This is a genomic window from Streptomyces sp. NPDC039480, assembly GCF_055597165.1.
This window is the reverse complement of sequence record NZ_JBVITX010000002.1, coordinates 106,901-128,849: the sequence shown is the minus strand read 5'-3', so window position 1 is coordinate 128,849 and position 21,949 is coordinate 106,901. Positions and strand designations below refer to the sequence as shown.

Annotated in this window: 22 protein-coding genes; 2 read left to right on the top strand and 20 right to left on the bottom strand. The window is 71.4% G+C overall.

What is annotated here, in order from left to right:
- Window position 1: 1 nt before the first annotated feature.
- Complete coding sequence (locus ACZ56E_RS06535; protein WP_003992243.1) at window positions 2-361, bottom strand: NADH-quinone oxidoreductase subunit A; 360 nt, start codon at window positions 359-361, stop codon at window positions 2-4.
- Between the two features lie 818 nt (window positions 362-1,179).
- Here ACZ56E_RS06535 and ACZ56E_RS06530 point away from each other — a divergent pair.
- Window positions 1,180-2,013 (top strand): C40 family peptidase, encoded by an 834-nt coding sequence (locus ACZ56E_RS06530; RefSeq protein ID WP_471211825.1) that lies wholly within the window; start codon window positions 1,180-1,182, stop codon window positions 2,011-2,013.
- A 111-nt stretch (window positions 2,014-2,124) separates the two neighbouring features.
- On the opposite strand, the gene ACZ56E_RS06525 is transcribed toward ACZ56E_RS06530, so the two are convergent.
- The 3 genes from ACZ56E_RS06525 to ACZ56E_RS06515 are packed head-to-tail and all read right to left on the bottom strand — an operon-like array spanning window position 2,125 to window position 4,514.
- Entirely contained in the window at window positions 2,125-2,454 is a 330-nt protein-coding gene (locus ACZ56E_RS06525; RefSeq protein WP_471211822.1) for a putative quinol monooxygenase, read from the bottom strand.
- 48 nt (window positions 2,455-2,502) lie between these two features.
- Window positions 2,503-3,231 carry an IclR family transcriptional regulator gene (locus ACZ56E_RS06520; protein WP_471211820.1) on the bottom strand — a complete coding sequence of 243 codons (729 nt, stop codon included), beginning with the start codon at window positions 3,229-3,231 and terminating at the stop codon, window positions 2,503-2,505.
- Window positions 3,228-4,514: a geranylgeranyl reductase family protein gene (locus ACZ56E_RS06515; protein WP_468604373.1), complete on the bottom strand. Its 1,287-nt coding sequence runs from the start codon at window positions 4,512-4,514 to the stop codon at window positions 3,228-3,230. The genes ACZ56E_RS06520 and ACZ56E_RS06515 overlap by 4 nt, the downstream gene beginning before the upstream one ends.
- A 97-nt stretch (window positions 4,515-4,611) precedes the next feature.
- On the opposite strand from ACZ56E_RS06515, the gene ACZ56E_RS06510 reads away from it, so the two are divergent.
- Window positions 4,612-5,163, top strand: coding sequence for a GNAT family N-acetyltransferase (locus tag ACZ56E_RS06510; protein ID WP_471211816.1), 552 nt, complete (start codon window positions 4,612-4,614; stop codon window positions 5,161-5,163).
- A 9-nt stretch (window positions 5,164-5,172) separates the two neighbouring features.
- Here ACZ56E_RS06510 and ACZ56E_RS06505 read toward each other — a convergent pair whose 3' ends face one another.
- The 16 genes from ACZ56E_RS06505 to ACZ56E_RS06430 all read right to left on the bottom strand — a co-directional run bounded on the left by ACZ56E_RS06505 (window position 5,173) and on the right by ACZ56E_RS06430 (window position 21,709).
- On the bottom strand, window positions 5,173-7,608 hold the full coding sequence (locus ACZ56E_RS06505; protein ID WP_471211813.1) for a zinc ribbon domain-containing protein: 2,436 nt from the start codon (window positions 7,606-7,608) through the stop codon (window positions 5,173-5,175).
- A 180-nt stretch (window positions 7,609-7,788) separates the two neighbouring features.
- Window positions 7,789-8,484, bottom strand: a complete 696-nt coding sequence (locus ACZ56E_RS06500; protein ID WP_468604369.1) for a demethylmenaquinone methyltransferase — start codon at window positions 8,482-8,484, stop codon at window positions 7,789-7,791.
- Between the two features lie 394 nt (window positions 8,485-8,878).
- Window positions 8,879-9,478 (bottom strand): imidazolonepropionase-like domain-containing protein, encoded by a 600-nt coding sequence (locus tag ACZ56E_RS06495; protein ID WP_471211809.1) that lies wholly within the window; start codon window positions 9,476-9,478, stop codon window positions 8,879-8,881.
- A gap of 7 nt (window positions 9,479-9,485) precedes the next feature.
- Entirely contained in the window at window positions 9,486-10,685 is a 1,200-nt protein-coding gene (mqnC, locus tag ACZ56E_RS06490; protein WP_468604362.1) for a cyclic dehypoxanthinyl futalosine synthase, read from the bottom strand.
- A 113-nt stretch (window positions 10,686-10,798) separates the two neighbouring features.
- Window positions 10,799-11,518: a prepilin peptidase gene (locus ACZ56E_RS06485; RefSeq protein WP_471211807.1), complete on the bottom strand. Its 720-nt coding sequence runs from the start codon at window positions 11,516-11,518 to the stop codon at window positions 10,799-10,801.
- An 11-nt stretch (window positions 11,519-11,529) separates the two neighbouring features.
- A complete protein-coding gene (locus ACZ56E_RS06480) occupies window positions 11,530-14,562 on the bottom strand; it encodes a BTAD domain-containing putative transcriptional regulator (protein ID WP_471211804.1) in 3,033 nt (1,010 codons plus the stop codon).
- An 89-nt stretch (window positions 14,563-14,651) separates the two neighbouring features.
- Window positions 14,652-15,020 (bottom strand): hypothetical protein, encoded by a 369-nt coding sequence (locus ACZ56E_RS06475; protein WP_468604357.1) that lies wholly within the window; start codon window positions 15,018-15,020, stop codon window positions 14,652-14,654.
- 44 nt (window positions 15,021-15,064) lie between these two features.
- A complete protein-coding gene (locus ACZ56E_RS06470; protein ID WP_471211802.1) occupies window positions 15,065-15,556 on the bottom strand; it encodes a TadE/TadG family type IV pilus assembly protein in 492 nt (163 codons plus the stop codon).
- Window positions 15,553-15,990 (bottom strand): TadE/TadG family type IV pilus assembly protein, encoded by a 438-nt coding sequence (locus ACZ56E_RS06465; RefSeq protein WP_468088080.1) that lies wholly within the window; start codon window positions 15,988-15,990, stop codon window positions 15,553-15,555. The genes ACZ56E_RS06470 and ACZ56E_RS06465 overlap by 4 nt, the downstream gene beginning before the upstream one ends.
- Window positions 15,990-16,367, bottom strand: coding sequence for a TadE family protein (locus tag ACZ56E_RS06460; RefSeq protein WP_471213074.1), 378 nt, complete (start codon window positions 16,365-16,367; stop codon window positions 15,990-15,992). The genes ACZ56E_RS06465 and ACZ56E_RS06460 overlap by 1 nt, the downstream gene beginning before the upstream one ends.
- A gap of 137 nt (window positions 16,368-16,504) precedes the next feature.
- The gene (locus ACZ56E_RS06455; RefSeq protein WP_362996635.1) at window positions 16,505-16,765 is read right to left on the bottom strand and encodes a hypothetical protein; all 261 of its coding nucleotides are present in this window, start codon (window positions 16,763-16,765) and stop codon (window positions 16,505-16,507) included.
- Window positions 16,766-16,830: 65 nt separating this feature from the next.
- Window positions 16,831-17,760: a type II secretion system F family protein gene (locus ACZ56E_RS06450; protein ID WP_468604352.1), complete on the bottom strand. Its 930-nt coding sequence runs from the start codon at window positions 17,758-17,760 to the stop codon at window positions 16,831-16,833.
- The gene (locus ACZ56E_RS06445; protein ID WP_468604350.1) at window positions 17,757-18,806 is read right to left on the bottom strand and encodes a type II secretion system F family protein; all 1,050 of its coding nucleotides are present in this window, start codon (window positions 18,804-18,806) and stop codon (window positions 17,757-17,759) included. Before ACZ56E_RS06445 ends, ACZ56E_RS06450 begins: the two co-directional genes overlap by 4 nt.
- A gap of 7 nt (window positions 18,807-18,813) precedes the next feature.
- The gene (locus tag ACZ56E_RS06440; protein WP_471211798.1) at window positions 18,814-20,124 is read right to left on the bottom strand and encodes a CpaF family protein; all 1,311 of its coding nucleotides are present in this window, start codon (window positions 20,122-20,124) and stop codon (window positions 18,814-18,816) included.
- The gene (locus tag ACZ56E_RS06435; RefSeq protein WP_468604346.1) at window positions 20,121-20,957 is read right to left on the bottom strand and encodes a hypothetical protein; all 837 of its coding nucleotides are present in this window, start codon (window positions 20,955-20,957) and stop codon (window positions 20,121-20,123) included. The genes ACZ56E_RS06440 and ACZ56E_RS06435 overlap by 4 nt, the downstream gene beginning before the upstream one ends.
- A 17-nt stretch (window positions 20,958-20,974) precedes the next feature.
- Entirely contained in the window at window positions 20,975-21,709 is a 735-nt protein-coding gene (locus ACZ56E_RS06430) for a hypothetical protein (protein ID WP_471211794.1), read from the bottom strand.
- Window positions 21,710-21,949: the final 240 nt, after the last annotated feature.

The window sequence follows — 21,949 nt, the reverse complement described above, 5'->3', positions numbered from 1 at the left end:
CTTAGTCCCATTCCAGGCCGCCGCGCCGCCATACGTACGCGTAGGCGACAAAGACGGTGAGCACGAAGAGCAGCATCTCCACGAGCCCGAAAATCCCCAGCGCGTCGAAGGTGACGGCCCAGGGATAGAGGAAGACGATCTCGATGTCGAAGACGATGAAGAGCATCGCCGTCAGGTAGTACTTGATGGGGAATCGCCCGCCGCCTGCCGGCGTCGGCGTCGGCTCGATGCCGCACTCATAGGCCTCTAGCTTCGCGCGGTTGTACCGCTTTGGACCGATAAGCGTGGCCATGACCACGGAGAAGATCGCAAAGCCTGCCCCGAGGGCTCCCAGCACGAGGATGGGCGCATAGGCGTTCACGCTCCTCGCTCCTCTCAGTCGGCACTGACTGTTGGCGGTTGCGTCGGACCGGCGCCCCGATTCCCATCACCGAGCCCCGATTCCCATCGAAGATCGCTTACATGTGAAGCAGGTCACAAGCCCAACTGCCCCGCATCCTATGCCTGCCGGTCTGTGATCTGCGACACGGGGTGCGACAACGGCTTTGTGATCTCCACCACCTGACGAAGGATCATGAAGTCGGATGAGCGGTGATCTTCGTACGCGAAGCGCCTGAGTGATCACTAGAGGTGACATCTCAGCGCGTCACCCCTGGTCGAAGGGGTGTTGCCCTATCAAGAGATGGCCACTGCAAGCAAATTGGCGCTGGACGCGATCACTTGGTAGAGGAGCCGCGTTCACACTTTGGCGGCAGAGATGCGGACGGATGTGGACGCGTGCACCGATTCACGAGCGGTCGGTGCTTCGTGGAGTCGGTGCCGCGTGAAGCCGGCGGTCCGTTCCCCGGTCCGGGGGTGCCGAAAACCGCGGGAGATCTCAGGGTGGTATCAGCGAGATCTCAGGGAGATCCCCGAGAGGCCGCTGTGTGACCTGCGCCACAGAGGCGACTTCCCCGAATAAGCCGGGCTTGGCCAACGGACTCAACGGGTGGTAGACCGTGGGCAATTCGGGCGTATCGCAGAAAACCCATGATCACAGGCGTGATCACCGCTGTCCGCATTGCCCGTTACGGCGTCAATAAGAAGCGACACGCCCGGGATTCAGGGCCGAAATCCACAACTGTGGCGCAGCACACGTTTCTTGAAGGGAACCGTGTGTCCCTGATAGCGGTTGTTCTCATGTCCCACACCGCTCACATACCCAGCCACCGGAAGCCCCGTCGCAGCGCCTCCAAGATTGCGCTGCGCGCCGGAGTTGCCGGTGGCGTCCTCAGCACCCTGGCAGTGGCCGCGGCGGCCGGTACGGCGAACGCGGCCGAGCCGGTGTCCGAGACCATCGAAATGCCCACGCTCACCACCGATCTGTCCGCCCAGATCGCCCAGTCGGCGGACGCCACCCAGCAGGCCGCCGACAGCTACGAGTCGCGCGCCGAGCAGGACGCGGCCGCCTCCAAGGCCGCCAAGCAGGCCAAGGAAGACCTGGCCAAGGCCGAGAAGAAGGCCGAGGCCGAGCGCAAGGCCGCGGCCGCCGCGAAGAAGAAGGCCGACGAGGAGCGGGCCTCCCGCTCCACCGAGCGCACCACGCTCTCGACGCAGTCCTCCTCCGGTTCGGGTTCCGGTTCCGCCTCCACCGCCTCGGACTCGGTCGCCCCGGCCAGCGGCAGCGTCGGCGCTGTCATCGGCTTCCTCAAGGCGCAGCTCGGTGACGCGTACGTGATGGGTGCCTCGGGCCCGAACGCCTGGGACTGCTCCAGCCTCGTGCAGGCCGCGTTCAAGCAGGCGGGCGTGGACCTGCCGCGCGTCTCGCAGGACCAGTCGACGATGGGCACCGAGGTCGGCACCTCGAACCTCCAGGTCGGCGACATCCTGTACTGGGGCGGCAAGGGCTCCGCGTACCACGTGGGTGTGTACATCGGGAACGGCCAGTACCTGGACGCCGCCAACCCCAGCAAGGGCGTTGTCATCCAGGATCTGTCGGGCTACCCGGCCTCGGGCGCTGTGCGCGTCCTCTGACGGCCTCTTAGAGCCACGAACAAGGGCCGGAACCCCCCTGGTGGGGTTCCGGCCCTCAGTGCGCCCTGAAACGGCTCCTGGGCCGTTCTTCACACCATCGGCACGCGTTCGTCACGCGTCCTTGGGCGTCAGCTCCGCCATCGCGGACCAACCTGAGCCCTCGATCTCGGTGTTCACGATCTGCGGCACGGTGGCGATGAGTTCGCCCATCGTCTCCAGGCCGGCCTTGAAGTGGTCGGAATTGACGTGCGCGGCGCCCGCGTCCCCGTCGGCGAAGGCCTCCAGGAGCACGAACTGGTTCGGGTCCTCGACCGAGCGGGACCACTCGAAGAAGAGGTTGCCCGGCTCCGCGCGCGTGGCGGCGGTGAATGCGGCGGTCCGCTCGATCCAGCTGTCGCTGTGCTCGGGGCGGACGGTGAACTTGACGGCGATGAAAATCATGCGGCCAGCGTCCGTCCGTCCGGCGTGTCCGGCAAGCCGGGCCGCCCGCTATTCCGACGCTGCCGGAATCCCGTGCCGCGCCGCCCGGGACAGCACCCGCGTCAACTCGCCCCGCCGCCCGCGGAACCGCTCGGTCGGCAGCGACACCGACAGCGCCCGCGCGCCGTCCGCCAGCGGTACGGCCACGCAGGTGTACGCCGGGTCCGTCTCCCCCACCGACACCGCGACGCCCGCCGTGCGCACCCTGCGCAGCTCGGCCTCGAAGCGGTCCGGGTGGGTGATGGTGTGCTCGGTGAGCCGCGGCAGCCCGTGCTCGTCGAGATAGCGGCGCCGGGCCGCCCGGTCCAGCGAGGCCAGCAGCACCTTGCCGTGTGCCGTGGCGTGCGCGCCCCGGTCGACGCCGACCTCGAAGGGATCGCCGTCGCACGCGGACGCCGTGGAGTCGACGACCGCGATCCGTCCGCCCCTGCGGGCGCTCAGATACGCGTGGGCGCCCGCGAGCCGGCGTACCGCGTGCAGCATCCCGTACGTCTCCTCGTCCAGGCCCGTGTGCCGGCGGAAGGAGCGGTACAGGGCGGGGACCCGCGGGCCGAGCACATAGCCCTGCGGGGTGCGGTCGACGTGGCCGCGCGCGACGAGCGGGCCCATCAGGTGGTACACGGTCGACAGGGCACAGCCCGCCTCCCGGGCGAGGGACTTGGCGGACACGGGACGTGCCGACCGGGCGACGGCCTCCAGGAGGTCGAGCGCCCGGTCCACCGAATGGGGCGTGCTCACGCCTTCGGTGCCACCTTGCTCAGGCCGTTGATGATGCGGTCCATCGCGTCGCCGCCCATCGGGTCCGTGAGGTTCGCCAGCATCTTCAGGGTGAACCGCATCAGGATCGGGTGGGTCAGGCCGCGCTGGGTCGCGATCTTCATGACCTTCGGGTTGCCGATGAGCTTCACGAAGGCGCGGCCCAGCGTGTAGTAGCCGCCGTAGACCTCCTTGAGGGTCTTCGGGTAGTTCTGCAGTGCCAGTTCGCGCTGGGCTGGGGTGGCACGCGCGTGTGCCTGTGCGATGACGTCCGCCGCGATCTGGCCGGACTCCATGGCGTACGCGATGCCCTCGCCGTTGAAGGGGTTCACCAGGCCGCCCGCGTCGCCGACGAGCAGCAGGCCCTTCGTGTAGTGCGGCTGGCGGTTGAAGGCCATCGGCAGGGCGGCGCCGCGGATCGGCGTGGTCATGTTCTCCGGGGTGTAGCCCCAGTCCTCCGGCATCGAGGCGCACCAGGCCTTGAGGACCTCGCGCCAGTCGAGCTCGCGGAACGACTTGGAGGAGTTGAGGATGCCCAGGCCGACGTTGGACGTGCCGTCGCCCATGCCGAAGACCCAGCCGTAGCCGGGCAGGAGCCGGTCCTCGCCGGGGCCGCGGCGGTCCCACAGCTCCAGCCAGGACTCCAGGTAGTCGTCGTCGTGGCGGGGCGAGGTGAAGTACGTGCGGACGGCGACGCCCATCGGGCGGTCCTCGCGGCGGTGCAGCCCCATGGCCAGCGAGATCCGCGAGGAGTTGCCGTCGGCGGCGACGACGAGGGGGGCGTGGAAGGTGACCGGGGTCTTCTCCTCGCCCATCTTGGCGTGCACGCCGGTGATGTGGCCGGTCCGGTCGTCGATGATCGGCTCGCCCACGTTGCAGCGCTCGTACAGGCGTGCGCCCGCCTTCTGTGCCTGCCGGGCGAGCTGCTCGTCGAAGTCGTCGCGCTTCCGTACGAGGCCGTAGTCGGGGTAAGAGGCGAGTTCCGGCCAGTCCAGCTGGAGCCGCACCCCGCCGCCGATGATGCGCAGGCCCTTGTTCCGCAGCCAGCCCGCCTCTTCGGAGATGTCGATTCCCATGGACACCAGCTGCTTGGTGGCGCGGGGCGTGAGCCCGTCACCGCAGACCTTCTCCCGCGGGAACGCGGTCTTCTCCAGAAGGAGTACGTCGAGTCCGGCCTTTGCCAGGTAGTACGCCGTCGTCGAACCGGCGGGGCCGGCTCCGACGACGATCACGTCCGCGGAGTGTTCGGAGAGGGGCTCGGTCACGGCGGGTTCTCCCCAAGGCTCGAAATCTGTGTGCCGACCGGCACGGTATATGGGCAGTCTATGAGGCGGTACTGATCAGCCAGCCGAAGGGCCACACGTGACCGAGCAGACCGCTACCCAGCCCGCACCGCACCTCCCCGCCGTGCAGCTGCGCGTCCCCACCCACGAGGACGCTTTTGTCTGGCACCGGCTCTTCGACGACCCCGAGGTCATGGAGTTCTTCGGCGGTACGTCGGCGGAGCTCTCCATGTACGAGGAGCTGACCGCGCGGCAGCGCAGACACGACGCCGAACTGGGCTACTGCCTGTGGACGATGCTCGACGCGGCCGGCGAGCCGATCGGCTTCACAGGCGCCCAGCCCTGGCCCAGGGACTGGGGCCCTGCAGGTGAGATAGAGATCGGCTGGAGGCTCGGTCGAGCGGCCTGGGGCAAGGGGTACGCCACCGCGGCCGCCGTCGCGACGGTCGAGCGGCTGCGCGCGGTGGGCGTACCGAGGGTGATGGCGATGATCGTCGAGGGGAACGAACGTTCCATTGCGGTGACCCGGCGGATCGGCATGGAGCCCGCCGAGACGTACACCACTCCCCCGCTGATCCCGGGCGTCGAGGCGTCGCGCCGCACGTCCCGCTGTTACCGGCTCACCCTGTAGCCGCCGGCGTCAGCCGGTGGCCTCCCAGGTGTCCAGGGCCGTCGCGTGCGTCTTCGCGCCCTCTCCCGCGGGCCAGAAGTCCTCGCGCCACGAGAGCTGGATCGCGTACTCCGTGCCGTTCTCCGCGACGTAGCTCTGGTTGAGGGCGTGGATCGTGCGGCCCGCCTCGTCGGTGTACGTGTACTCCCAGAGGGCGCCGTCCCGGCCCTGGAAGGTGTTCTTCTCCATCCGGATGCGCTCGTAGTCTGACTTGTCCGGAGCCGACTTGGTATGCCGCTCGATGTCCGTGAAGTTCTCGTACGAGGTGTACGGCGCGTCCGTGACGACACCGACGAGGAACTCCTCACGTCCGGTCGACCCCGCATAGGTGATCTGTCCGGGGCGCTCGGGGTTGACGGACTGCCGGGTCCAGCCCTCGGGCACCGCGAAGGAGAAGCCCTCGGGGTCGGTGACGCGCTCGGTCCCCGCGGGGGCATCGGAACTCGGCGACACGAGCGGGTCCGGGGTGGCACTCGGGGTCTCGCTCGGGAGCGCGCTCGGGCTCCCGCCCGGCTCCTCCGACCGGCTGACCGAGGGCTTGTCGTCCTTGCCCGCACCGTCCGCCTTGTCGTCGCCGGTGTCCTTCCAGAGGAGGACACCGGCGGTCACCCCGCCGCCGACGACGAGGGCTCCGACCAGCGTGGCCACCCAGACCCCGGCTCCGCCGCGCGGCTTGGCCGGGGAAGGCTGCTGTCCGATGTGGACGGTGTGCGGGGCGTACGCGGGGGGTCCGGTGGGAGCCGCGGTCGGCGCCGCCGGTGCCTGCGGCGTGGCGAGCGGTGCCTGTGGCGTGGCGAGCGGTGCGTACGCCGGCGGGGTGGGCGGCTCGCCGTGGCCCGTCATCCGCAGCAGGTACGGGCCGAGCAGCGCGGCCGGGAAGATCCAGAGCAGCCCGAACAGGAGCATCTCCGGGACGCTCAGCCCGAGCTCCACGTTCCCGCTACCGCTGCTGCCACCGGTGGAGCCGCCGAACCCGGACCCGCCCTCGAAGGCCTGTCCGGACAGCTCGACGCCGACGCCGCTGAACCCGGCGAGCAGCAGGAGGAACCCGAAGAAGACGGCGGCGGCCAGGAGTTGCTCGCCGCGGCCCACGCAGCGCCGCGCGGCGAGCACGCCGAGCGTCAGCGCGCAGACCAGGCCGAGCGCCAGCGCGCCGACGATCGCCCAGTCGTTGGTGACGTCGCCCAGTTCGGCGAGGCCGAAGGACTCGCTCTCGCGCCCGCTCCCGTACATCGAGGTGCTGCCGCGCACCGAGGCCTCGGCGCCCGCGCCCCAGCCGATGCCGAGCGCCGTGACCGCGAGGTTCGGCAGGACGAGCAGCGCGACCAGGAGCGGTGAGATCCCGGCGTCCTCGAGGTCGGTGAGGTCGGCCAGGTCGTCGACCTGGGCGAGGCTGACGAAGGCGACGAGCGAGCAGAGCACGAGGACGACGGCGAGGGCGCGCAGCGCGGTGCCGGTGGCGCGGATGGCGGACTGCGCGCCGGGGCGCGCGGTCAGCCTCGCCCAGGCCGACGGCTGACCCTGTCCGGTGAACCCTCCTTCGGCCGCCGCGACCGCGTCCACGCGGTGCAACACCCCGCAGGAGACGGCCAGTCCGAGCAGCAGCGCGCCCAGCGCGGCGAGGGCAGGGGACGACGACAGCTCGACGCCCTCGATCTCGGGCTGCGCGAAGAGCGAGAGCGCGAGCACTCCCACGGTGACCGACAGCGCGACGCGGACGGCCGCTTCGAGGCCGGCGGTGCCGCCACCGCCCTGGCCGACGCCACGGGCCACCAGGCGGTTGCGCAGGACGCGTACGCCGATGACGAGGGCCACGATCCACAGCGCGGTCATGGTGAGCGGGACGAGGTGCAGGGCCGCGGTGCCCTCGACCGCGGTCTCCGACGCGTCCGATCCCATTCCCAGGCCGCCGGAGCCGTCGGAGCCGCCGAAGCCGTCGGAGCCCGGCCGCTCCTCACGGCCCGTGAACTCGAAGCCGCCGCCGACGGATTGGAGCAGCAGCGCGAGGGCGACCCGCAGCCGGTCGGTGAAGTCGAAGACGGCCTCGTCGTCCTGGCCGTACGACGGGAGTGCCAGCGAGACGGCCCCGATCAGCAGCAGCGCGACCGGCCACAGGGCGGCCTGCACGGAGCCGGCCCAGTCCCCGCGGAACGTACGCCCGAAGAAGGCGCCCACGGGTGAGGGGGCGAGGGCGGGGCCCGGTGTGTAGGCGGGTGGCGGGGGTGAGGCGGGCGGGGCGGGGGGTGGCGAGGAGGAGGGCTGTGCGGGGGGTGGTGAAGATTCGGGCTGTGCGGGAGGCGGTGAGGCGGGCTGCTTCGGCTCGGGAAGGCGTTCGCGCCCGCACTTCATGCAGAAGCGGGCCTCGTCGGGGCTGGGCGCCCCGCAGTGTGGGCAGTACGACGCCATCAAGTCGCTCCGTGACTCAGGAGTTCAGCAAGGAATGCGGACCGGCCCATAAGCGCCGCATAAGTAAACGGCAGGGTCGTATCAACGGACACATCTTGCCCGGTGACCGGTTCCCTGAGGGTCGGGGAGCCTGAGTCTCAACTGGAGCGTTACGAAGCGGGCTTGGTCAGCGGTGTGACGTCAGCCCTTTTTGAAGCCGCGGTGCAGTGCCACGACGCCGCCCGTCAGGTTCCGCCAGGCCACCTTCGACCAGCCCGCGTCCTGCAGCAGCGCGGCGAGCGCGGGCTGGTCGGGCCAGGAGCGGATCGACTCGGCGAGATAGACGTACGCGTCCGGGTTCGAGGACACCGCGCGGGCGACCGGCGGCAGCGCGCGCATCAGGTACTCCTCGTAGACCGTGCGGAACGGTCCCCACGTCGCGTGGGAGAACTCGCAGATCACGACCCGGCCGCCGGGCTTCGTCACGCGGTACAGCTCGCGGAGCGCGGCGCCCGTGTCCTGGATGTTGCGCAGCCCGAAGGAGATCGTGACGGCGTCGAAGGTGTCGTCCTTGAACGGCAGCTTCGTCCCGTCGCCCGCCGTGAACGGCATCCAGGGGTGGCGCCGCTTGCCGACGCGCAGCATGCCGAGGGAGAAGTCGCAGGGCACGACGTACGCGCCGGCCTGCGCGAAGGGCTGCGAGGAGGTGGCGGTGCCGGCCGCGAGGTCGAGGACCTTCTGCGCCGGGCGCGCGTCGACTGCCTTGGCGACCTCCTTGCGCCAGAGGCGGGCCTGGCCGAGGGAGAGCACGTCGTTCGTGACGTCGTACCGTTCGGCTACGTCGTCGAACATCGTGGCGACTTCGTGCGGCTGCTTGTCCAAGGAGGCTCGGGTCACCCGGCCATTGTGTCAGGCCGGTCTTCTCTCTTGACGCCGCCCTCGTGGGCCTGCGTCGCCTCCCCCTTCGCCTGCGGCGGGCTCCCCTCGCGGGAGCGTCTGCCATGGGCGGTCTTCTGGCGGGTGCGGGCCGTCTCGGGCTGGCCGCGCAGTTCCCCGCGCCCCTGGAAGCGCCTTCGGCGCCTCGCGCGGGAGCGTCTGCCGGGAGCGGGTTCCTGGCGGGTGCGGGTCGTCTTGTGGCTGGCCGCGCAGTTCCCCGCGCCCCTTAGAGGCGCCTCCGGCGCCGCGTCAGGGGCGCCCCTTCAGGGGCGCGGGGAACTGCGCGAGCGGGCACATCGTGCCCGCAGGCGCCGGGCGGCCGGTGTAGGCAGACGGGCTGGCGGGAGCAGACGGGCTAGCGGGCTCGGTAGAGGAGTTTGCCTGACAGCACTGTTGCCACGCAGGTTTGCGCGCCCTGGCGCACCAGCTCCCCGCGGTCCCGTACGTCGAAGGCGGCGAAGCGGGCCGGGGCGCCGGGGGTCAGGGGCGGGAGCAGGATCAGGGGGGTCGGGGAGAGGGAGGGTGGGCCGGAGAGGTGCGGGGGGCGGTGGGCCATTGCCAGGCCCGATCTGCGGAGTGCGTCGAGGGCGGGGCGAGCGCGCAGGTCGCCCGCCACCGCCACCGTCCCGTGCGCCAGCATCCGCTGCACCCCGCGCCGCGCACTCGCGCCCAGCAGCGACGGGTCGGCGCGGAAGATCGCCCGGGCCCGCTCCCCGCCGATGGGCTCCGTGCCGAGGCGGTCGGCCTCACGGGGATCCGGGTGGTAGGTGGCTTCGAGGAGTTCGGGCGCGTACGGGTTGAGCAGGCCCGGCGTGAGGATGCCGGGCCAGCGGCGGACGCGGGCGGCCGGCTGCGCGGCGGCCAGCTCCTCGTACGGGCCGACGGCGGCGATGGTCCCGCCGTCGACCAGGACCGCCGCCTCCGGTGAGTGTTCGGCGACGTGGAGGGTGAGCAACAGGGCCTCAGTTCGTGGCGAGGAGCTTCAGCTCGGGGTGCGCCGTGCCGCCCTCGATCGCCGTGGACGAGATGTGCGAGGCGACGCGGTCGTCGACCGGGTCGTTCGCCGGGTCGTCGTGCACGACCAGGTGCTCGTAGGTCGTGGCGCGCTGCGCCGGGACACGGTCCGCCGTGCGGATCATGTCGATCATCTCGCGGAGGTTCGAGCGGTGCTTGGCGCCCGCCGAGGAGACGACGTTCTCCTCCAGCATCACCGAGCCCAGATCGTCCGCTCCGTAGTGGAGGGTGAGCTGGCCGGCCTCCTTGCCCGTCGTCAGCCAGGAGCCCTGGATGTGCGCGACGTTGTCGAGGAAGATCCGGGCGATCGCGATCATGCGGATGTACTCGAAGATCGTCGCCTGCGTACGGCCCTTGAGGTGGTTGTTCTCGGGCTGGTACGTGTACGGGATGAAGGCGCGGAAGCCGCCTGTGCGGTCCTGCACGTCGCGGATCATCCGCAGGTGCTCGATGCGCTCGGCGTTGGTCTCGCCCGTGCCCATGAGCATGGTGGAGGTGGACTCCACGCCCAGGTTGTGGGAGATCTCCATGATCTCCAGCCAGCGCTCGCCGCTCTCCTTGAGGGGGGCGATCGCCTTGCGGGGGCGGGCGGGGAGCAGCTCGGCGCCGGCGCCCGCGAAGGAGTCGAGGCCCGCCGCGTTGATGCGCTGGATGGCCTCCTCCACGGAGACCTTGGAGATGCGGGCCATGTGCTCGACCTCGGACGCGCCGAGGGAGTGGATGACCAGCTGCGGGAAGTTCTGCTTGATCGCGGAGAAGTGCTTCTCGTAGTACTCGACGCCGTAGTCCGGGTGGTGGCCGCCCTGGAACATGATCTGGGTGCCACCGAGCTCGACGGTCTCCGCGCAGCGGCGCAGGATGTCGTCGAGGTCGCGGCTCCAGCCCTTCTTGGTGTCCTTCGGAGCGGCGTAGAAGGCGCAGAACTTGCACGCCGTCACGCAGACGTTCGTGTAGTTGATGTTGCGCTCGATGATGTACGTCGCGATGTGCTCCGTACCGGCGTACCGGCGGCGGCGCACGGCGTCGGCGGCGGCTCCCAGCGCGTGCAGCGGGGCGTCCCGGTAGAGGTCGAGCGCCTCTTCCGGAGTGATCCGCCCACCTGCGGCGGCGCGGTCGAGGACGGACTGAAGGTCGGCCTTCTCGGTCACCGGGGCGTCCCTTTCGTAAGCTTCGTAAGGGTTGTGGACGGACCAAGCCAGCGTACGCCAGCACCCTCCGGCGCCCGACGCGGGCTCGGAGGCCGGGGCCGTGGGACAGGCTCTCAGGCCGCGTACGACCCGAGGAGCAGTCCCACGAACGCGCCGCCGATCAGGAACGGCCCGAAGGGGATCGCCGTCTTGCGCCCGGCCCTGCGGGCGACGACGAGCGCGGTCCCGTACAGCGAGGCGAGCAGGAACCCGGCGAAGGTGCCGAGCAGCAGCACGCCCCACCCGTACCAGCCGAGCACCGCCCCCAGGGAGAGGGCCAGCTTCACGTCGCCGAAGCCCATGCCGTTGGGGTTGATGAGGAACAGTACGAAGTAGGCGCCGGCCAGCGCGAGCGCTCCGTACAGCGCGCCCGGCCAGGAGCCGCCCTGCTCGGGGAGGAGCGCCGCGGCCCCGAGCAGCGCGGGCGCGGCGCCCGCGAGCGGCAGCGTGAGCACGTCCGGCAGCCGGTGCACGGTGAAGTCGACGAGCGCGAGCAGCACGCCGAAGGGCGCGAGCAGCAGCCAGACGGCCAGCTCGGGCCGCGCGCCGGTGGTCGCGGCGAGCGCGGCGCAGACGAGGGCGGTGGTGGTCGCGACGGCCGAGGTCCGGGGCCCGTACCAGCCGCTCTGGGAACAGTGGGCAAGCCCGGCCCAGGAACCTATGGGCCGCCCCTCGGGGGTCTCGGCGCGCCAGCGCTCGTCGGGCGGTACGGACAGCCGGTAGGCGGCTCGCGGCACGAAGAGGCCCGCGAAGGCGCCCCAGAGGGCGCCGACGAGGATGAGGATCAGCAACAAGAGCGCGGCCCTCAGCCCGCCGACGCCGTCAGCCCGCTGCGCCAGGCCGGCAGGAGTTCGTCGAGCAGCGCCTCGGTGCGCGGGGGCAGCCCGCGCGCACCGCTCCGGGCGACCAGGTCGGCCGCCACCTGCTGGAGCCGGGCCGGGTCCTCCGTGGCGTGCGTGGCGCGGAGCAGCTCGTTCCAGAGCCGCTCGTCGCCGGGCGCCGAGCCCAGCGCCGCGTTGAGCGCCTCGATCGCCTTCTCGGCGCGCTGCTTCTCCAGGTGGAACTCGGAGAGCGCGAGCCCGATGTCGGCGACGAGCAGCGGCAGCTGGGCGTCGATGATCTCGTGCGTGAGCCAGCCGTACCGCCCCTGCGGGCGGTCGGCGAGCAGCGGTCCGCGGACCAGGACCAGCGCGTCGGTGAGCATCCGGCCGCGCACGGCACGGTTGCCGGCGCCGCGCCCCTGCGTGGCCTCGTGGTACAGCGACCGCAGCACGTCCAGGTCGGACACGACGGACTTGGCGAGCGTGAGCCGCCCGGTCCGGTCGGCGCGCAGCCGGGGCGCCCCGTCGGGGTCGGTGCCGAGCCAGTCGCGGAGCCGCTCGACGAGCGCGTCCCGCACGTCCTCGGTGACGCCGCGCGGCCACAGCGCGGAGGCGAGCACGCGCGGGTGCACCCCTTCGCGGTGCAGCAGCAGGAGCGCGAGCGCCTCGTGCATGAGCGCGCTGCGCTCCCCGTCGGGGGTCTCCAGGCCGATGATCTCGTACGTACCGACGAGGCGGGCGTAGACCGCGGGCCGCCCCTGCTCGGTGACGTCGACGAGGAACGGCGGAGCGGCGCCCGTGGGGCCGTCGTCCGGTCCCGTGGGGTTGCCGGAGCCCTCCGGGTCGGCGTCCGTGAAGAGCCGCACGACGGCGCGCTGCTGGGTCTCGGGCAGTGTCTGCGCGGCCAGTTCGAGCCCGAGGAGCGGCGCGAGGAGCTTGCCGTCGCGGGTGATCTCCATCTCCCAGGCGGCGCCGGGCAGGTCCCCGGACTCCGTGCCGACCAGGTAGCCGATGCCCAGGCGGGAGGCGTCCGCGGCGAGTTCGGCGAGCTTGACCGCGTCCTCGGCGCTCGGCTCCGCGGCGAGCAGCACGAGGTGCGGGGCCCAACGAGTGTGCTGGGCGGGGCCTGTGCGGCCGGTGAGCACGGAGTCGTGTCCTGCGGCGCCGAGCGCGCCGCGCCGCTGCCGCGTCTCGGCCTCCATCGTCTCGATGAGGGCCTCGACGTCCTCCAGGTGCCGCAGCCGGTTGGGCGCGAGCGGGGTGAGGTCCTGGCCGAAGCCGACGACGGTGATGGTCATGCGGTCCGACCAGCCGTTGGTGGCGAGTTCGGCGGCGACGGAGGCGAAGACGGCGGCGCGGTCGGCCCGGCTGCCGCTCAGCGAGACGATGCCGGGCACGGCCTCCAGGTTGAGGAGCAGCCGCGAGTCGTCCAGGGTGCCCAGGCAGACGAGGCCGGGGTAGGGCGCCGCGGTGTCCACGGGCTCGTACCGCTCGGCGTCGGCGCGCGACAGCACCCAGAACGTCTGGTCCTGCCCCAACTGCCAGGGGGCGGGCGGCCGTCCGGCGGGCTGGGCGAGCTGCAGGTGCAGGTCGCCGTTGGTCAGCCAGGCCGCGTACACGGTCGGCAGGGCGCGGTTCTCCTCGGCGAGCGACGCGGCGAGCCCGCGCAGCGACAGATCGAGCAGTCGTACGCCCTCGGGGTCGGCGCCCACGAGCAGCGCGTCCTGCACGTCGGCGGCGTCACCGGTCGGCGTCGGCGGCTGCATGCCGCCGCGCCCGCCGACCGCGCCCATGGCCGACTGCCACAGGGCGTGCCGGCGACGGCGGCCGAGCGCGCCGAGCAGGCCGGCGGCGAGGAGGGGCGCGCCGAGGAGTGCCTCGGGCAGCCCGAAGTCGAAGCCGTCGGACTGGCTGCCGTCGGTGGCGGCGGGCGCCTCCGGGGTGGCGGGGGCCTCCGGCATGGCGGGCTTCTCGGGGGCGGCGGGCCGCTGCTCGGGGAGGGCGATGTGCGCGGTGTCGCGGTCGACGGAGGAGCCGCCGCCCTGCTGCCCGCCGCCCTGCTCCTGTGCGCCGCCGCCCTGCTGGTCCCGGCCGCCGGTCTTGGAGTAGTCGGAGATCTGCTCCTTGACGTCCTCGGAGACCTTGGGCGCCTCGTCGGGCATCTCGACGAGCTCGCCGCCGTACGCGTCCGCGGGCATCTCCATGATCCAGCCGGGCCTGATGAGGCTGGCCTCGGAGAGCTTCGAACCGTCGGGCTGCTCACGGTCCTTGTTGAGCTGGTAGATCTCCTTGTACCGGCGGCCGTCGCCCAGGTGCCGCTCCGCGACCTCCCACAGGGAGTCGTGGTGGCGCCCCTCGGGCGGCTGGATCCGGTAGTACTTCGTGTCGCCGTCCTTGGCGGTGCTGCCGCCGTCGGCGCGCGCGGCGGCCTGGTCGGCCTGCGCGGCGAGCGCGTCGGCGGTGGACGCCGCGGCCTGCCGCTCCTGCCCGAAGAGGCCGGGGGTCTGCTGGGCGCTCGCGGCGGACGCGGGCTTCTGGTTGCCCTCGAGGGACTGCCCGAACTGCGAGAGCCCCGGCGCGAAGCTGGCGGCGGTGGCGCCCACGAGCAGCACGGTGGCGACCAGCTGCCGCGCGAGCATCTGACTGCCGCCGGCGCCCGGCACCCGGCCCGGAATGCCGACTCCGGAGAGCGCGGCCTTTATCTCGACGAGGACGCAGGCGGTGAACTGGGCCCAGGCGAACCAGACGACGACCGTCAGGACGTTGATGAACGTACTGACCGTGATCTCCTGCTGCAGCCAGCTCAGCGACGGCGCACCGCCCGGCAGCGGCCACCCCACGAAGACGGCGAGGGCCCCGGGCACACCGACGAGCAGCACGAGCAGCGCGACGAACGCGAGGAAGGCCTTGACGAAGTCCCCGAGGCTGCGCCGGCGCCGCGGCAGCGGCTGCGGCGTCCGGTTCCGCGGAGACTGCGGGTTCGGCGGGCTCGTCGAGCGTGAAGTGGTGCGCGCCATGGCAGGTGTCCTGGTGTCCTGTGGGGAGGAGTGGGTGGGCAGAGGGATCGCGGAAAGCTATGAGGTGATGGTACGGAAGGGACCGGAGGTCAGTCAGTGCCGGAGGCCTTGCCCTTTCCTTCGCCCTTGCCACCGCCCTTGCCGGCCTTCCCTTCCTTCACCGCGTCGTTGACCTTCTTGGTCAGGTCGTCGTCCAGCTTCTTGAACTCGCGGACGACCGCGTCGGACAGGTCGGCGAGCTGGTCCAGTTGCTGGCCGATGTCTTCGCGGCCGTCCTCCCAGTTGGACTCGAAGTCCTCCAGGGAGTCGTAGACGCCGCCGTCGCCGATGTCGTCCTTGTAGGACTCGAAGGTCTTCTTCGTGCGGTTCATCCGCGTCTTGATGGAGCGCAGCCGGCTGCCGTAGTCCTCCAGGTCGGTGAGTGGGATCGAGAGGTCGCTCTTGCCCTTGCCGCCCATTTCCGTTGTCCCCCTGAGTTGTTCTGCTGTCGGCCGCCGATGCGTCAGCCGACCTCGTTCTCCGCCACCGCGCGGCCCTTCACCGTGACGTCCCCGCCGTAGAACATGCCGGTGAACACCGGGCTGTACGTCATCTGGACCTCGACCTCGACCTGTTGGGTGTTGGCGGTGACGCAGTAGGTGTTGGCCACGTCGGCGCCCTTGAGGCCCGCCTCCGCCACGTAGGCCTTGACCCGGGCGCCGCAGTTCTCGAAGTTGATGGGCGCGCCCTTGGCGCCCTCGTAGATGTCCTCGAGCTGGAGGTCCTGTGCGGCGTAGCGCGCGGCCTGTTCCGCGATGTCCGCGGCGCGCTCCCGTTTGGAGATGGAGAGCCCGCCGTCGATGACGAACGCCGCGAGCGCGAGGAAGACGAGGCCGAAGATGATGACGGCGCCGGCCCCCGAGCCCCGGTCGTCGAGGCGGGCGCGCCGGGACGTGGCCCAGTCGCACACGGCGGTACGGACAAGAGCGGCGGTTGTCGCGGATCGAGGTGTCACGCCGACCTCCGGTAGGGGTCCAGCGGTGAGCTGAAGGTGGCCTCCAGCGTCGTCGGGATGTCCAGGCCCAGCATGGCGAGACCCCTGACCTCGCAGCTGACTTCCACCGTGAAGAACGGGTCGACCTTTTCGTCGAAGCCGGTGCTCTTCTGCACGACGGAGACCGGGCCCGAGCAGACGTCCGCGAGGTTCGCCCGTGCCGCCTTGCGCGCCTCGGCCAGCGCGGTGCCGTGCTCCTTCTGGATCGATCCCGCGCGTGCCGCGTCGCGGGCCGCGCTGTCGATGGCGCCGCGGCCGTCGACGAGCTGGCCGAAGGCGACCAGGACGAGGATGAAGAGAATCATCACCGGGGCGAGGATCACGACCTCGACGGTCGACAGGCCCCGGTCGTCGCGGAGGCGGCGGACCGCCGCCGCGGGGCGGAAGTTCCGCATCAGCCGTTCTCCTCCACGAACCGCTCCACGGGCCCCGCCGACCGCGCGTGCACGTCAAGGTCGAGCCCGGGGAAGACCGTGGGGACCCGGGCCGTGATCTCCACGCCGACCGTGTTCTGCTCCGGCTGGATCGTCTTCACGTCGGGGCCGAGCACCAGCTTCGGGCCGAGCTGGCGGATGTAGGCGTCGGCCGCGTCCCGCGCCTCGCCCCGCCATCCGCCGGGGTTCTCGTCGGCCATCGCGCGGGCCTTGCGGGCGCCCGCCTGCGCCGCCGCCTGGGCGACGTGGTCCGCGAAGAAGTACAGCGCGAACTGCACCGTCGCGAAGATCATGAAGAACAGCACCGGGGTGAGCAGCACGAACTCGATCGCGGTCATGCCGGACTCGCCGCGGGCGGAGGCGGCCTCCACCCTGCGGCGTATGAATCCCCGCAATCCCCGGGGCCCCTGCGACCCCCGCGATCCCCGCACCCGGACCCCGTCGCCTTTCACGATGTGATGCCGCGTACGGCCCGTCAGCAGGTGCTGCCGGCGTCGGCGCCCTCGATGCAGTCGCTCACCTTGTCGGCGCCGCCCTTGAGTGCGGCGTTGATGACCGCGGCCACCACGCCGACGATCGCCACGACGACCGCCGAGATGATGACCCACTCGACCGCGGACGCGCCCCGGTCCAGCTCCCCGGAGCGGGCGCGCTGGACGCGCCCCTGGAGGAAGGTGATCATGAAGTCGAGCCCCGGGACACCGGTGCTGAAGTTACGTCCGTTCTGGCTGTCCATGGTGAGTTGTCCTCTCAGATGTGGTGGGGGGAAGAAGCGCCGGCCCCCGTTGTCGCCGACGCCGTCTAGACCTGGAACACGCGCATCGCCGCCGGGAAGATGAGGAAGACCAGGAAACCCGCGCACAGAAGCAGCTGCGCGACCAGCATCGACTGGGATTTCTCGCCCGCGCTGCCCTCGATCTCGGCCAGTTCGCGGTGTCGCATCGTCTCCGCGCGGGAGGCCAGCGACTCGCGCACCTTCGCGCCGTCGTCCGCCACCAGCGCCAGGGACGCCGACAGGTCCTTCAGCTCCTCCACGCCCAGTTCCTCACCGAGCGAGCCGAGGGCCTGCCACTGGCTGACGCCGGTGATGCGGGCGTCGGCCAGCGCGCTTCGGATACGTTGCGTCGCCCATCCGTCGGAGACTTCCGCCGCCGCCATGAGCGCCTCGGGGAGGCCGCGGCCGCCCGCGAGGCTCATCGACACCAGGTCCAGATAGGCGCCGATGACGCGGCGCAGGTCGCGCCGCTTTTCTGCCGCGTCCCTGCGTACTTCGAGGTCCGGCAGGAAGAAGAAGAGCGCGCCGAACATCAGCGCAAGCCAGACCGGGATGATCGGGCTGCGGCCGACGCCGAGGGTGTAGACGACGGCGAAGAGGAACGGGCCGAAGAACACACCGGCCGCGGCGAGCAGCACCTTCGTCGCGAGGAACTTCTCCCAGCTGCGGTCGAGGACCGCCAGGTCGGCCCGCAGCGACCGCTGCTCCCAGCCCTGCTGGAGGTAGAACTCGGCGACCCGCGCGCCCACCCGGCCGCGCATCGTGCCGAAGCGGCCGGGGCTCTCCGTGTCGGAGGTGGCCCGGTGCGACTCGTACGCCGCGCCGCGCGCCCGCATCGCGTCGATCCGGGCGACCGTCGCGACGGCGCTGCGCTTCGACGGCATCAGGGCGCGGACGAGGGCGAAGACGCCGAGGCCGAGGACCGCGCCGATCACCACCGGCATCGTCAGGCTCATCGACGTACCCCCTCGGACGGGTTGGTGTAACCGGGCACGACCTGCGGGGCCGCGCCCGGCCGGCCGAACTGCGGGGCCTGCTCGGGGCCGCCGGGCACGGGCGTGCCGCCGGGACCCCGGGGACGTACGAACTGCACGCCCGGCTCGTCCCTGACCAGGAAGCGGTCCGGCGTCTCCACCGTCGACAGCTTCCGCAGCCACCAGAAGCCCAGCGCGAACAGCGCGCAGACCATGGCGAGCACGAGCTGGCCGACGGGCGTGCCGTACGGCTCGACGAACTCGCGGTTGAAGATGGACAGGCCGAGGACGAACGCGATCGAGACGGCGACCACGATCTGCACCGAGCGGCGGGTCGAGGCGCGCTGCGCCATGACGCGCTGGCGCATGTCGACCTCTTCGCGCGCCGACTTGGCGAGCGCGCCGAGGACCTGGCGCAGGCCGGGGCCGCGCAGCTTGGCGTTGAGGATGAGGGCCGCGACGATGATGTCCGCGGACGCGTCGTCGATCTCGTCGGCCAGTACCTGCAGCGCCTCCGGGAGCGGGGTGCGGGCGCGGAGGCGGTCCACCAGGGCGTCCAGGTGGGGGCGGAGCACCGGGGCGGCGGCCCGCGCGGAGGCGGGGATCGCCTGCTCCAGGCCGACCGCTCCCGCGATGGTGTCGCGCAGCGACTCCGTCCAGGCGGCGAGGGCCTCGACGCGCTTCATCTGGGCGCGCTCCTCGGCGGCGCCGCCGAACAGCTTGTCCCAGAAGAAGACGAGGATGCCGGACGCGATGCCCGCCACGGCCCAGCGGGTGAGGAGGAGGACGACCAGGCCCACGCCGATCGCCGCCGAGCCGCGCCGGCCCACGAACCGGACCAGTTCGCTGGCGCGTTCGCTGGCGCGGTGCTTCTCGTGCGCGGGCTTGGGCGGCAGGCCGCGGAGGGCGACGGCGAGCAGCGCGATGCCGCCGCCGGCGGCGATGCCGCAGCCGAGCGCGTACAGGACGGGCAGCGAGAACAGCCCGCCCATGGAGCCGAGGCCGCCCTGAGCGGCAAGTGTGTTCATGTCGTGCTCACCCCCACTGCCCGGCGGGGCGGTAGCCGAACGCGGCCAGGTCGTCCATGCAGGCGATCGGCGCGTGCGCGACGACCCGTCCGTCGGGGGCCTCCGCGAAGACCTCGCTGGACAGGACGCGGCCGTCGACGCCGTTGACCTCGCGGACCGAGGTCACCATGCGCTGGAGCTTGCCGCCGGACTGGTAGTTGTTGCGCCGCTGGATGAAGACGACGAAGTTGACCGCTCCCGCGACGAGCATCTGGCTCGCCTCGATGGGCAGCCGCTCGGACGCCTGCAACGCGTACGTGGAAATACGGTTGAAGACCTCGCTGGAGCTGTTGGCGTGGATCGTGGAGAGCGAGCCGTCGTTGCCCTGCGACATCGCGTTCAGCATCGTCACGATCTCGTCGCCGAGGACCTCACCGACGATGACGCGGGAGGGGTTCATACGGAGGGACCGGCGGACCAGCTCGGCCATCGAGATCTCGCCCTGGCCCTCGGAGTTGGGCAGCCGCTCCTCGAACGCGACGACGTTCGGGTGCAGGTCGGCGAACTGGTCGAGGCCGAGTTCGAGGGCACGCTCGACGGTGACGAGGCGCTCGTGCGGCGGGATCTCGTTGGCGAGGGCGCGCAGGAGCGTGGTCTTGCCGGCGTTGGTGGCGCCCGCGATCATGATGTTCTTGCGGGCACGGACGGCGCAGGCCAGGAAGTGGCCGATCTCCGGGGTCAGGGTCCCGTTCCCCACCAGGTCCGACATGAAGACCTTGCCCATGCGGGCGCGGCGGATGGAGAGCGCGGGGCGGCGCGTGACGTCCATGACGGCCGACAGACGCGAGCCGTCGGGCAGCCGCAGGTCGAGCTGCGGGTTGGCGGAGTCGAAGGGACGCGACGAAAGACCGGAGTACGCGCCGAGCACCTGGATGAGCTCGACGAGCTCCTCGTCGGTCTCGGCGACCGGGTCGGCCTTGGCCTCGCGGCCGTCGGCGTATCCGACGAAGACCTGGTCGCAGCCGTTGATGTCGATGTTCTCGACCTCGGGGTCGTCGAGCAGCGGCTGGAGCCGGCCGACGCCGAAGAGCGCGGCGTGCACGGCGGCCGCGTACTGCTCCTCGGTCTCCGCGTCGAGGGGGGTACGCCCGGCGTTGATCTCCGCGCGTGCGTACTCCTCCAGGATCTGCGCGATGACGGCGCGGGCGTAGTGCCGCTCGTCCTCGCCCGACATCGGGGTGACGCCGGAGACCTGGTCGAGACGGCGCTGCTCGGCGATGCGGTCACCGGCGTCCTGCCGGAACCGCTTGACGAGCTGGTGATCGACGGGTGCGCTCATCGGCCCGTCCCCGGCTGCTGCGCGACGGGGTTGGTCCAGGCGGCGCCGTACTGCTGGTACAGGTCGACGGTGACCTTGCGGGCGGAGCGGATGAGCAGCGACTTGTCGAGCCGGCCGCGGCGGCGGCCCGCCAACTGGTCGGAGCCCGCCGGGTCGTCGGCCAGTGTGCCCACGACGCGGGCGCCGGTCTGCGCGGCCATCAGCATGTCGTTGACCTGGTGGACGAGCTTGGCCGATGCCGACGGGTCCGCGATCAGGAGGACGCCGATGAGGGGCTGCGCCAGGGACGCGGCGCCGCGCGGGCCGCCGTGCAGCTTGGCGGCGAGGGCCGCGGCACGGTCGCGGACGCGCGCGATCGCCTCGGGCTCGGTGCGCGAGACGAGCAGCACGAGCGCCGCGTGCGGGAACAGCTCGACGGCCGGTCCGTCACCGCTGATCCGGCCGCAGTCGGCTATGACGTCGGCGGGCTGGTGCGGCGAGTCGGCGAGCTGGGAGAAGGCGCGGCCGAGCGTGGGCCAGAGCCCGGCGAGTCCGGCGGCCTGCTCGGCGATGCCGAGCCCGACGAGCACTTCGAGCCCGCCGCTCAACGGCTGGGTGTGGTCCCAGAGTTGGTCGGGCACGAGGCCGCGGCGCGCGGTGGCCGCGATGCTGAGCATGCCGGTGTTGGGGTTGAGCGGACCGCCGTGCGCGGCGGCGCTGCGGTAGACCAGGTCGCCGCCGGCCGGGTCGGTCTCCGCCACGAGCACGCGGCGCGGCCAGACGGCGGCGAGCGCGACCGCGGCGGTGGTGACGCCGGGGGATCCCTTGTCGGCGGCGAGAGCGATGAGCGCCATGTCTCTTGTACTCGCCTTTAGTTGGTGTCGTCGGAGACGCGGGCCACGACGGCCTTGCCTTCGGATGCCGCGCTGGCCAGGGCCGCGGCCTCCTCCTGCGGGACGAGGAGGGTGATGTTGAGGTTGCCGGTGCTCACGGTGGCGTCGCTCTTGGCCGCGACGGTGTTCACCTTGGCGCCGGTGACGAGCGGGGTGCCGCTCGACGAACCGCTGCTGCCACTGCTGCCGCTGCTCGAACCCTTGCCGGTGGAGGTGCCGGACAGGACCGGGTAGACGGCGACGGTGTCGCCGGGCTTCAGGTCGGAGGGGTACTGACCCTCCTTGAGCGAGAGACCGACGGAGGCCTTACCGGCGGGCAGTCCGCTCTTGGCGCCGAACATCTCGCCGACGGCGACGGTGCCGGCGGGGATGGTGCTCTTGGCCTTGAGCTTGCCGAGTGCGTCGGCCTTCTCCCACGGCACGTAGTTGATGGCGTCGTCCTCGGCGACCATCACCGACTTGATGTTCTCGTTGGCGACCGGCGACTCACCGGCCGGGATCTCCTTGACCACCTTCACGACCTCGATACGGTCACCGGCGCGCAGCACGAGCACGGTGGCGCCGAGGGCGCCGACGAGGATGAGGAGGACGGCCAGCGCGGCAAGTGCCGGTTTGCGCTCGCGAGGCGGCGCGGGAAGGCGCTCACCGACTCCCGGCTGAACCGGTGCGGCAGAACGGCTGTTGCCCGCCCCCGTACGCTCCTGGATCTTCACGCAACTGCTCCCCGCACACCCAAGAAGATTCGGTCAAATTCCGTCATTTGTGATACTCGCGGCTTTGTCGCCGCGTCCCGGACGGGCCATTCAGCCCCAGGTCCAGTGTCAAGTCATCGCACCGTATCAGCAGCACATAAGCCCCTCAAGGCGCGTTAAAGATCGCGAACCTCACAGCTCTCATCGTTATGCACGCGCAATCCGTGCCGCTTGGTTCCTCCTTGGACGGTGCCGAGTTTC